The organism is Paenibacillus sp. Soil787 (assembly GCF_001429545.1).
GTDB lineage: Bacteria > Bacillota > Bacilli > Paenibacillales > NBRC-103111 > Paenibacillus_E.
In genome coordinates this window covers 184210-197748 of record NZ_LMSP01000002.1, presented here as the reverse complement: position 1 = coordinate 197748, position 13539 = coordinate 184210, and the positions used below count along the sequence as shown (strand labels likewise).

4 protein-coding genes are annotated in these 13539 nt (G+C 45.2%); all 4 read right to left on the bottom strand.

Annotated elements, in window-relative coordinates; all coding sequences use genetic code 11:
• Positions 1-345 precede the first annotated feature (345 nt).
• The 4 genes from ASG93_RS05535 to ASG93_RS05525 all read right to left on the bottom strand — a co-directional run bounded on the left by ASG93_RS05535 (position 346) and on the right by ASG93_RS05525 (position 12941).
• Positions 346-4398: a GH32 C-terminal domain-containing protein gene (locus tag ASG93_RS05535; RefSeq protein WP_063891777.1), complete on the bottom strand. Its 4053-nt coding sequence runs from the start codon at positions 4396-4398 to the stop codon at positions 346-348.
• Between the two features lie 204 nt (positions 4399-4602).
• On the bottom strand, positions 4603-11580 hold the full coding sequence (locus tag ASG93_RS33580) for a GH32 C-terminal domain-containing protein (protein ID WP_063891776.1): 6978 nt from the start codon (positions 11578-11580) through the stop codon (positions 4603-4605).
• A gap of 15 nt (positions 11581-11595) precedes the next feature.
• The gene (locus tag ASG93_RS33865) at positions 11596-11748 is read right to left on the bottom strand and encodes an ATP-binding cassette domain-containing protein (RefSeq protein ID WP_082614710.1); all 153 of its coding nucleotides are present in this window, start codon (positions 11746-11748) and stop codon (positions 11596-11598) included.
• 485 nt (positions 11749-12233) lie between these two features.
• Entirely contained in the window at positions 12234-12941 is a 708-nt protein-coding gene (locus ASG93_RS05525; RefSeq protein WP_156410806.1) for a DNA-binding response regulator, read from the bottom strand.
• Between the last annotated feature and the right edge of the window lie 598 nt (positions 12942-13539).

The following is a 13539-nucleotide window of genomic DNA, read 5'->3' as shown; positions in this document are numbered from 1 at the left end:
CTTGCGCACAATTTTTGTGCGCTAGCGTCCGGTCGCGACGGATCCGACGACCTTGCGTACAATTTTTGTGCGCTAGCGTCCGGTCGCGGCAGATCCGACGACCTTGCGCACAATTTTTGTGCGCTAGCGTCCGGTCGCGAYGAATCTGACGACCTTGCGCACAATTTTTGTGCGCTAGCGTCCGGTCGCACCAGATCCGACGACCTTGCGCACAATTTTTGTGCGCTAGCGTCCGGTCGCGCCAGATCCGACGACCTTGCGCACAATTCTTGTGCGCTAGCGTCCGGTCTCTAAGTCTTGTTTGCCTCTATCGGAATTGAGTCCGACGGCCTTGATCAAAATCATTTAAGGGATTCTAATTGGAACATTCACATCATCAATATTGATATGGCCAAAGCCACCCATCGTATTGTCGACCATCTTAATGTAGCATGTCGTTCCTATATATGTGGATGCATTCCAATTCTTTCGAGTATACGCCTCATTATTTAGTCCAGTTTCTTTGAATAAGATAGCGTTGTCGGAAGCACGGACAAGAGCAACGTACAAGTTATTCAAGTCTTGCCCTCCCCCTACGAGAAGGTCGATCTGTCCGTCCCCTCCAAGCACAAAATTGGTGGATTGCATCGAGCCGACCCGGCCATCACCTCCATTATTGAAGCCCCAATAGTGATACGTGCCTTGTTTGTTGAAAGATTGCGGCGGATTCCAAAAAGTCGATGCGGAGCTCACGTCGCTGTCGGTGAATGCATTGCCGCTTGTCACGTTCCAACCGCTTAAGTTGCCGAGTTCAAAATCGTGGTTCGCCAACTGGCCTATCATCGAACCGGCTTGAACAGGAACATTCACGGCATCGAGATTGATATGGCCAAAACCTCCTGTCGAATTATCGACCACTCTAATATAGCATCTTGTGCCAATATAAGCTGAAGCATCCCAGTTACTTACTGTATATCCCTCGTTGTTAAGTCCCGTTTCTTTGAACAATATAGCGTTGTCGGAAGCTCGAACAAGAGCAACGTACAAGTTATTAATGTCTTGCCCTCCTCCTACGCGAAGGTTGATTAAACCGTTCCCTCCAAGCACAAAGCTTACGGATCTCATCGCGCCAACTCTATCATCACCTCCATTATTGAAGCCCCAGAAGTGATAATCGCCTTCTTTGTTGAAAGATTGCGGTGGACTCCAAAAAGTCGATGCGGAGCTCACATCAGCGTCAGTGAACGCATTGCCGCTCTCCACAATCCAACCGCTTAAGTTACCTGCTTCAAAATTATAATTGGGTAGCTGCTCTGTTGCTTGGATAGGTATATTGAAATCATCTACATTAATATGACCCCATGAATCGGACCTATTATCGACGACTCTAATATACATAGACGTTCCGATGTATGGGGTTGCATCCCAGTACCTCCTCGTATACTGTTCAGTGTCCCCTTTATGATCTGCCCAATCCTTATAGGTCCCAGGCCCGCTAGTCCGATAAAGCTCTTTGCCGTCAGAAGAACGAACAAAAGCGACATAAAGGTTGTCAATATCAATTCCGCCTCCAACCAAGAAATTGATTTGACCATTACCTCCTAACGTAAAGGTTTGCGATCTAAGCTCGCCGATTGGGCTGTCTCCTTCAGCTCCATTGGAGCCCCATAGGTGAAAGGCACCTTGTTGGTTAAACGGTTGCACGCCCCACCAGGTTGGAGATTTGGTCACAACGGCGTGATCGGTGAATTCATTGCCGCTGACGACCGTCCAATTGCTTAAGTTCCCCGCTTCGAAATTGCCATTGGTCAGAGGTGTTGATGCAGGAGGAGCAACAACTGTAACGGTGCTTGTCGCCAGGAAACCTCCGTCCCGCGTTTTTGCCGTAATTATCGCGGTTCCGACCGAGTTTCCGCTAACACTTCCATTTGTTACAGTCGCGACGGCAGAGTTGCTTGAAGTCCAAACAATGTCTTTATTCGTTGCGTTGGATGGAGCTACAGTAGCGTAAAGCGTTTGCTTGCCTCCGGTGAAAACCTGAGAACTCTCCGTATTCAGGCTTACTCCGGTTACGGGTACGGGAGTATAAGCAGAATTCATGTTCCAGATCTGCAAATGTTTCACCGTGATCGTATCCGGGTTGACATCCCCGAACAACTGCAGACCTAGCGCATCGTTGGAAGTGGAGTATGTACGGGTAGTAATCGATTTCAGCCCGTTCAAATAGGATTCCACCATCGATTTATCGAGGAAAATGTGGAGCTTCACCGTATCGTCACCTGCCAAGTCGATCGTGCCGCTGTCGATGCCTTGCGGTTGCCCGGCGATTGTGTTCGTCCGGTCCACTCCGTATTCTTTCGTGCTTTTTTTGTAGTACAGCAGTGTCTTCTCACCGCTGGTAGGAGACTTCCGTACATACATGCCGACTTTATCCGCCGTACCGGGCGATAGTTCCATATCGATTTCAAGCGTATCACCTTGAAGTCTAGACAAAATTTGGTTCGCATCAGTGAACGAAGTGTCCGTGGTAATATCCACTAGCTGCGTACCTCTGAGCGATTGCAGTTCAGAAATCGGATTGATGCCGAGTTGACCGTCAAGACGCAGATCCAGTGCAACAGGTAATCCAGCATTGTGCGCCCAACCGGCATCCGAGTCTGCCTGTGAATTCCGATTTCCTTGAGCGATTGTATTCAATATTGTACGATTTGGTGTATTGTACGCTGATGTTGATTTATCTACAAATCCGCTCGGTCCGGTAAAATGGAAACCGCCATAGTCCATCAGCTGCGGCGCATCCGAACCGGGATCAGGGGTAAACTGGGAAGTGACGTTATTCCAGGTGCCAATCCAGTAATATACGCGGACTTGCCCCCCGATAGGGCTGACCATAAATATATATTTCTGGCGGCCCAATGAATCCTTGATCGGCAGCAGAACAGGCAGCTCCCATACATTGCCCAACTCCGCAGGGTATAGATTATTTTGATAAAGCGGTCCTTTATACTGCCAGTTTGTCATGTCCGACGAGGTATATACCAATGCTGTTCCGCCTTGACCGCTAATGCCCGATCCAACAAGCATATTCCAGGTGCTGCCGTCCTTAAATACAAATGGATCACGAAATTCGCCTTGTATTCCCTGACCAGCCTGTTGAGTGACCGCAAGTGAAGCGTCTTTATCCCATCGCTTCAAGTCATTATCCTGATCTGTAGGATACGTGCTTCTGGCCAACCCAACATTTTCGTTATTAGGAGCTTTCGCATCGTTACCCGCCGTGAAAAACAGCGCTGGATTCCCACTGTCATCGATAACCGAGCCGCCCGTCCAATCGCCGTCCGGATCAACTTGGAAAAGTGAAGGCGCAAGCGCAGGAGGAAGATCCCGCCAATGCACCATATCCGTGCTGACCCAGTGGCCCCAATGCATATTGTGCCAGTAAGGCCCTTGCTGATTAAATTGGTAGAACATATGATATTGCCCGTTAAAAAAAAGTGGTGCATGCGGCTCATTCATCCAATGCTGGGGCGCGATGGCATGGTAGGTTGGTCGGTAATTGTCCCCGTTATAAACGCTCCGATCAAAAGACAGATTAGGTGTTGGCAAGTTGCCGTCAAGGTTGGTCAATTGCGAGTTGTACGAATTTTGGACTTCAGTTGCTGTCAAAGCTCCGTTATAAATTTTCAACTCATCAATTAGACCGTTAAATGTATGATACGGAAATAAAGATGGACTAGCGCCATATGTGCTTTCATTATTAGTCCCAATCAACAAATTGTTCGCGGATGAAGTAATCAACGTATTGAGTGGTGTTCTTTTCGAAGCCACCTGCTTGCCGTTCAAGTATAGAACAGCCAACCCTCCCGTATTATCGTAAGCGCTGTCATAAGTAGCTACGATATGGGACCATTCGAATTTAGGCAAGGGCTCATAGGACCATACATCGTACCAGGTACCGTTCGAACCGAATTGGAAGGACCATGTCCCATAACGATACATACCTAATAAAAACCCTTGATTTGCGCTTTTGGATTGCTGATTGACAATAGCATCCAGTTTGAAATCATCACCCCATGTATAAGCCCGCGGAGCAACCCAGGTTTCAACGCTTATTTTGCTCTGTGGAATGGAAATGGCAGGATGCGATACCCAAGTTGAATAGCCGTCAAAAAGCAGAGCGCTGCTGCTAATGCCATCTGTTTTCCATTCCGGAATAGCAGGCGCAGGTTTAAAATAATGGATCGGATCACTTATCTGGGAAATTAGCTCCTTCGTCACATTGCCCGTCCCTTCATTGAAGCTCCATTGAGCGACAACGCTTGAAACCGCTTTTGAAACCGGGGAATTAATAACTATACTTGAAGTAAAAATAACCATTGTGAAAAACAGGACTCGCAATTGTAACCATTTCATTTTCATGTATCAGCTCTCCTTTTATTTTCTGCCTTCCGCATAATTCGCCAATACGAAAAAAACAACCTTTGGCTCCGAATGAACAAGAATAAGTCTGTTCCCGTAACGTTGCCGCATGTTGTCATGTTGTGATCGCCCTGGCCTGTTATGACAGGCTAGGGCGATATCTTGCTACTTCTCTTTACACCAACACATTCGTCTTAGCTGCGCTTATTCCTGTATCAATAATCGGTAAAGCACTACAGCCGTCTCAGCCCTCGTCGTATGATCGAATGGATGAATCTTCCCATTGCTTCCTTCAATAATATGGGATTTCACAAGAGAAGAAACGCTGTCAATGGCATATGACGAAATATCATTATTATCCTGGAATACAGTCAAATCCGATTTTGTACCTTTGGCTGCATCGCGTTTCGCTGCAGCCATCGCTCTATTCAGCATAACTATCATATCCTGCCTTGTAATGGAAGCGCTCGGGTTAAAGTGACTTCCATCCATGCCATTGGTAATACCCAGCTTTTTGGCGATACTGACCGCTTCACAATAATAATCATCAGATTTAACATCATCAAAGTTGGAATCCGCTTGGCCCGTTAATTCAAGTGCGCGTACAAGCAGCAGAATAAAGTCTGCCCTTGTAATATCCTCTTGCGGAGCAAAAGCTGTCTCTGTTGTGCCTTGAATAATGCCTTTGGATACAAGGAGTTCGACCTGCTTTTTAGCCCAATCATAATCATTAAGATCATCAAAGGACTTATTCACATAAGCAATTACATAATAGCTGAAATGGATCGTTTGAAAGATCATTTCACCCGTTGCTTTATTAAATTTGGCATTTGGAACAGGTGCGATGCTGCCGGATGGATCCAGATACCAGACAACTAAATGATCTGTTTTGTTCATTTCTTCTGCTGCAAGCGTGTAATTGACAGCTACCTGTACAGGAGCATCCGCATTACGCCATGGAATAACTTTACCATTCAAAGTGGCAATTAATTCAAGAACCGGCCTTGCTCCGATTTCAGATTGTATGCCTTTACTAACTGCATCACGGTCCGCAAGGATCATACTTAATACAATGTTGTCATTCTCATCGAACGCGCCTTTGGTAAACATTTGACTCGATACAGTCATGGTGCCTATTGGACTACGAATTTCAAATTGTCGATTCGCAGGATCACTCGATAAGAATGTAGATGGTATCTCGATGCTGTACCCTTTAACATCATCCGCTTTGTCCAATTCGATTGTAATCTTTTTAGTGCCTTTAGGGTCAATCCTTGCGGCATCCAACGCTTTATTCAACGTCTCTTTCGAAACTTTACCCACAGCAATTTTATTAATCACGCTAGTCGGAACAACAAGTCGGCCCTGGTTGTTAGCCGTGCCCGCACCAGTAGTTAGCGGGAGCTCCGGCGTAGGATCTTGATCTTGATCTGGATCTGGATCCGGGTCTGAACCAGTTTCATTCGCTTGTACTACCGTAACAGAAGCTGTTGTCACATGTCCTTTATACGCAGCTGTAATCAAGGTTTGACCCGGTCGCTTCCCATGGACGATGCCGGCAGCATTCACAAAGGCTACAGAAGGATCAGAGCTTTTGAAGACTGCTTGGTGCGTAACCATTTGTTTGCTTGTTAGATCGCCATATCCATATACCGTTAATGGCATACCCTGCAAACCTCCATACACGATTCCCGTTACAGAGTTGTTTGCATCTTGAATGGCACCGCCATATACCGCTTGGCTAACAGTTTGAGTCATTGAACTTAAAACAAGAGCCGATACAACGGTTTTGTGGGTTTCATTCGTTCCAAGCGTATAGCTTCTTTTATCCATTTGAAGCTTCTTGATCGACCTATCCGCCCAAATACTGTCAAGTTGATAAATACTTAAAGAGTTGACGTTCACTTTCCCATTTTCTGCATATAGCTCAATGCCCTTACTATTCGAATCAGGGAATATTTGATCTGTGAAGACTCTTCTTCCATCATTTGCAAACACTTCAAGAGTATCCTCATCCACGAAGATATGAAGTTTAATTTTGTTATTTTCCGGAAGCAGAGGAGCTTCTTGTCGGACAGGGACAATATCACTTACGTCAGGCCCTCCTGAATGTGTACGGTCCACAAACACTTTTTGACTTGACGTGTCATACCCGATCACTGTCTCCTGCGAGTTGGACTTACGAACTCTGAATCCAAATTCCGATGCATCCTGAATATCGAATTCCGCGACAATTTCCATTGTACTTCCATATACGGCTTGCAATACATTGTTATCCTGCCCAACTTGGAGATTGGTCCAATGCAGAACCGGCTTTCTTAATTGTTCTAACTGCTGAATCGGCTCCTGAATCAGACGGATTCCATCCGTTGTCGTCTTAAGCTCAATCGTACGCGGAATGCTCATTCCACCCCGCCAAGTACTTGTAGGCGTATTGCTCGCATATCTCCAGTTATTCATCCAGCCGAGCCATATGGGTCTTCCTTGCTCATCTCGAATATTGCTCCATGTTACTGCTGCATAGAAATCTGAACCATAGTCAATCCAATTGGATTGATCAGGAGTTGGCCGTTCATCCGGTGTAAAGGTTTTGCCATCGAACGTGCCGACAAAATACATCATACCCGATCCTTTGCCAGGAGGCTGAGGATCAACATCTTTTCTGATTCCGTTGCCATCACCGGTACTTATGATCATAACCCATTTCTTCTTGGTTGAATCTCCATCGACGGGCAATTCGATCAAATTAGGACATTCATAGATGCCGAAATGTGAACCAAGACCGTCAGAACCAAATGAGCTTTCATAGTTCCATTGTTTTAAATTTGTCGATGAATAGAACTCAATGTGATGACCAACTGCTAATTGCATGATCCATTTGTGAGTAGCCTCATGCCAGAATACTTTAGGATCCCTGAAATCCGGCGCAGTTCCTTTAGGATCCCTTAAATCCGTTGCAGCTTCCGGCAACAGGACAGGATTTCCTGTATATTTCGTCCATGTTCTGCCATTATCCTTACTATAGGCGATACTCTGCACTTGCTGTGATCCATTTTGAGTATAGAACGCTACCAGACCGGAGCCTTCTTCATTAAAAAATCCGGATGTGTTATTCGCATCTACTACAGCGCTTCCTGAGAATATGGCACCATGTTCATCAGGCGCTATGGCCGGCGGAAGTTCTTCCCAATGGGTAAGATCTGTACTTACCGCATGCCCCCAATGCATCTTATCGAAAGCAGGGGATGTGGAAAAAGGACTATACTGGTAAAACAGATGGTATTCTCCGTGATAATAGACCATACCGTTTGGATCATTCATCCAATTTTTTTCAGGTGTGTAATGGAACTGTGGTCTGTATAGTTCTGAATAGTTTTCACGCGGAATACTCAATTGAAAATCATCTACATTGATATAACCAAAAGCGCCAGAGGTCTTATTGTCCACGACTTTAAAATATACTTCTTTCCCCAGGTAAGCTGAAGCATCCCATGTAACATCCTGAAATATGTCTGAGTCCGATCCCGTGGCTCTAAAAAGTTCCATATGATCTGAAGCTCTGACTAGAGCTACATGCAGCTGATCAGCATCCTTGCCTCCAGCGACCAAAAAGCTCAGAATGCCAGTCCCTGTCAATTGGAATACTTTGGATGACAATGTACCTGTCAGGGCAGGGTTACTCGCTTTATTCCCGTTCACATAATACGTTCCATAATTTCCATTTCCGGATAAATTTGAGATAGAATCTTTGAACGCTTCACCTTCCAGCGTCCATCCAGACAAATCGCCAGTTTCAAAATCAGGGTTTTCCAATTGTGAAACCGCATTCGCCGTTACAAAGCGATCCAGGTTGATGTGTCCCCATCCGGCAGTTGTTTGATCCACAATCCGGAAATACAGTTCTTCACCGGCATACGGGGTAGCGTCAAAAATATACTCTGAATACTGTTCATCTCCCTTGCCTGTAGCCGTGAAAAGAATCTCGCCTGTTCGATCCCTTACTAAAGCAACGTATAAGTTATCAATATCCGAACCGCCGCCCATCAGGAAAGTTAATCTTCCCGATGTAGGGATATTCTTATCGCCCAAAGCGATGAAATGGCTGGATTCCATAACTCCCTTTCTGCCGTCTCCACCGCCTTGAAAGCCCCATAGATGATACAGTCCATTTTGCTTAAATGGCTTTGTTCCCCAGAATTTATCCTGCGTTGTTACCGTATTATCAAAAGCGTTGCCTTCAACGATCTTCCAACCCCGTAAGTCTCCGCTCTCGAAATCGCCATTCATGATTTCATGAGACACATAGTAGTTGAAATCATCGACATTGATATGACCTGTCGCCACATTGTCGACTATAGTGAAATAAAGCTCTTCGTTTATAAATTTCGAAGCGTCCCAACTAACGGTTTGATAACTCTGAGAGTTGTTACCTGTTGATCTAAACAATTCTTTATGGTCGGAAGCTCGAACTAATGACACATAAAGATGGTCAACGTCTATATCTCCGCTAATTTTAAAATTAACAGTCCCTGTCCCGGCCAGCCTGAATGTACTGGATGTTAAAGTGCCTGTCGCTTCGTTATTTCCAATAACATGATAATTGCGCTGTTGCCCGTAGGCATTTCCCGCAGAATCAGTCTTCTGATTAGAAACTGTAAAGGCGCTGCCGCCAACTGTCCATCCAGATAAATCTCCCTTTTCAAAATCTTCATTATTCATCACATAAGAAGGAGAACCTGTATTGCGAACATGGAAATCGTCGACATTCAAATGTCCCGTTAGGCTATTGTCCATAACTTTCAAAAACACCTTTTTCCCTAAGTAGGCTTTGGCATCCCAAACAATCCGTCGAAGAGATTCAGGGTTTACCGCACCATTTGCCGGTGTCTCACTAAATAGGATTGAATCGTCTTCCGCGTTTACTAACGCAACGTAAAGGTTACTCGGGTCATGATTACCGCTTAACATAAAGTTAATTTCACCGTTGCCGCCGAGTTTAAAGACCGATGATTGGAGAGAGCCTGTTCTTGCATTCGCATTTCCAGAACCGGCGCCAGCTAAGCCTTGAATATAGTAATTTCCTATTTGGTTGATTGGGTCTTCACCCGACATTGCCTCAGCGGAAACAGTTCCTGTAAAAGCATCACCTGCAGCTTGCCAGCCCACTAAAGTGCCTGTTTCGAAGCTTGGATTCAAGATATCGGCCGGATCGTTGTTGAATACATGAATATCGTCAAGGTTAATATGCTGCCACCCGCCGCCAGGCACGTTATCCACTGCTTTCAGATACACTTCCTCACCTGTAAATGCAGAAGCGTCCCACACAACCGGGTCATACCCCTCAGAGCCTGCATGAGCTGTATGCGTGGATTTGATCAGTTCTTTCCCGTCAGAAGCACGAACAAGCGCAACATACTCCGTTTGGGGGAAATTACCTCCGCCTAGCATGAAATTAATTTCACCATTCCCGCCTAGCACAAACGTGCTTGATTGGATACTGCCTTCCTTCCAATCATCACCCCAGAAGTGGTACTCACCGACTTTATTAATAGGGTCAGGATGCCAGTAATTTACTTCTGAAGTGACCCGACCAGGTGCCTCAGCGCTCGTAACCGTCCAACCCGTCAAGTCCCCGGTTTCAAAGCCAGGATTCACAATGTCATGAGGCAGATTATAAACATGGATATCGTCAAGATTCACGTGCTGCCATCCGCCTGCTGCTATCTGGTCCACAAGCATTAAATAGACTTGCTCGCCTAAGTAAGCCGAAGCATCCCAAGTCACTCTTGCATACGCCTCAGAATCCGCAAATTGTGTATTATTTGCTCTCATCAGTTCCGTATTGTCAGAAGCACGCATTAAAGCAACATACTGCGTATTGAGATTTCCGCCACCCATCATGAAATTAATCTCGCCAGTTCCACCAAGGATAAACTCACTGGATTTGATAGATCCTTGCTTCATGTCATCGCCCCAAAAATGGAACTGACCTGTCTTATTAATCGGATTTTCATGCCAATATTTTACGGTTGGCGAAACTTGACCAGGCGCTTCTCCAGATACGACGGTCCATCCTGTTAAGTCGCCAGTTTCAAAATCAGGGTTTATAATGTCATGAATTGTATTATATACATGGAAATCATCAACATTGATGTGTCCTTGACCAAGATCAACTGCTTTCAAGTAGACCACTTCGCCAAGATGAGCGGAAGCATCCCATATCACTCTTTTCATGGATTCGGGACCGTCACCTAGAGAAGAACCGGTTGCTCTATATAATTCTGTATCATCGGACTCTCTAATTAGAGCAACATAAGTATGATCCATATCATTCGTTCCGCCGATAAGAAAGTTTACTTCGCCTGTTCCTTCTAGCCTGAATGAGGTAGACTGCAGAGAACCTGACTTATCACCGGTCAAGCCCGATACAAAGTACTTTCCTTTTTGATAATAAGAGGTTTGCGCCTCACCATAAGCTACCGCGTTCGAGACTGAAAAAGCATCGCCCTTAGCGTTCCAACCACTCAAGTCTCCCGTTTCGAAGCTTGGATTGTCAATACTATTCGTTACATTGTATACATGGAAATCGTCCACATTAATGTGCTGACTTGTGCTATTGTCCACAACTTCAATATAGAGATCTTCCCCTATGTAATCTTGAGCTTGCCAATTCACTCGTACATATCGCTCAAATTGATCCGGCAATGCGAACCCCGCACTTTTAAACAAGATTGTATGATCAGAAGCGCGAACGAGAGAGACATACAAATTGTCGATATCATTGCCTCCGCCAACCAAGAAGTTAACCTCGCCATTCCCAGAAAGCCTGAACGTACTCGATTTCAACGTTCCTGTTCTGGAATCTGAGATGTTTTTGCTGCTATCGCTGGGATCTACTGCCTCCGGATTCCATCCCCATGCATGATAAGTCCCGTTCTGTTTAAATGGATGGTCTCCCCAAAAATGCTGTATAGATGAGGGTAGATCGCTAAATGCATTCCCAGTTGTCATCCATCCTGATAGATCGCCAGCTTCAAAATCAGGATTTTCAATTGTGACAGGATGTTGTAAAGCATTCGCGGCTGTCGATATTCCGCTAAAAGCAACCACATTAGAAAATAACATAAAACTAGCTAAACCTAACGCAACATTACTTTTTACCTTTCGAGCGCTAATCGCCACTTTTTGTAACCCCTTTCATAAAATAATGGATCGATTGTTTAAATATCCTACAGGAGCATACCTATGTTCTACACCTCCCTTCGATACATGAATTACACCGTTATCCGGACGGTATATCCCTGCCATAATCTTCATAAACGTCGACTTACCGGCGCCGTTCTCTCTCATTAAAGCACGATATGGTACCCGCTAGCAGGTACCACATCGGTAATAATGACTCAATATTACCAGCCTTTATAGTCTTTTACGTTTTGTGTCGTAATGAAATGGTTCCACTCTTAATATCCGGAGATCCTTTGATCGCTTCCTTAAATCCTGCAATACGGTCTATTACAGCGGATACTGGCGGACCATCCTGTGTCTTCATCATACCTTCGATCAAAACTAAAAATAATAGAAAATCTTCTCGCAACTGTTGAAATTTTTCTTATAAGCTGTTTCGGAAATACCAGCTTGATAATGCTCACATTTCAACAATCGAGTTTCTGCCACAGTTGGGTCGAATGACCTTCCCCAGGAAGACTGATCCGGCTGCTGAAATTTTTTCGGGGAATTTCGTTATTCAAGCCTATTGCTGCGGTACCGCCTTATTGGACCACTAGTTTTGACATCAGGCATCACTTTGCCTTTTTCAACTAGACACTTAAGATATTTTATGCAGTATTTCTGTGGATTCCAACTGCTTGAGCTATCGTAATCGGGGAATAGGCCTCTGTCTTATTTTCGATAAATTTGAAAATAGCAAGTTCCGTTGGAGACAAAGGCGGTTCAATTATATTTGATTCAATCCCCCACTTCGCTAACGCATGCATCATCTGTTGTTGGCAGCGGCGAGGCTGCTCCAGTATGCTATGCAGTGAAAAGCGAAGCACCTTCCAATCGTCAATTACAAGGTCATTCTGGCGGAACCGGTCATCTGAAAATTTATACGAATCCGCGTTATAACCATGTGTTCCCCTATCGTCTACTTCGATGCAAATTTTGTTGACGGGCGATGGTTTGGCCAAATCCAGGTATCTGAAGCCGTCTTTAAAATCGATTACTTCGTACTCTGCAAGCCAATCGTCAAAACTCCCGAAAGCGGGCCAAAACACATGGATAATGAATTTCTTTAGAGAAAAGCTCAGGCCCTTTTGTAGCCTCTTACACCGTTCCCCTGTGCACGATTTGATTTGAAATGCTATCCACTTTTCGTATGCAGCACGAAGCTGCAGATTCATTTCATCGTTTATTTTTTCCATCTTCTTCTCCATCTTCTCCATCTTCTCCACCTTCTCCATCTTCCCCACCTTCTCCATCTTCTCCATCTTCTCCACCTTCTCCACCTTCTCCATCTTCTCCATCTTCTCCATCTTCTCCACCTTCTCCACCTTTAGGAAATAAAATAGCCGCTTGCTACAGAAATGAATTTCTGGAGCAAGCGGCGTGTACTTCACGACCTGATAATGGATAATTTACTTCAAGTTAAGCAAAATTACAATAGTTTTTTTGAAAGAAGCACTACCTTAAGAGTAGTGTGCTGCGGCTGACGGATCTGACGRCCTTGCGCACAATTTTTGTGCGCTAGAGCCCGGTCGCGACGGATCTGACGACCTTGCGCACAATTTTTGTGCGCTAGCGCCCGGYCGCRACSRATCYGACGWCCTTGCGCACAATTTTTGTGCGCTAGAGCCCGGTCGCGACGGWTCTGACGACCTTGCGCACAATTTTTGTGCGCTAGCGTCCGGTCGCGACGGATCCGACGGCCTTGCGCACAATTTTTGTGCGCTAGCGCCCGGCCGCGACAAATCCGACGWCCTTGCGCACAATTTTTATACGAAAATGTGGTTTAATGATGGGTTTGCACGTTTTTGGCACAAAAAGACCCACCCCCCGAAAATTTCTTTCGAAAATTTTTTAAANGCACAATTTTTATACGAAAATGTGGTTTAATGATGGGTTTGCACGTTTTTGGCACAA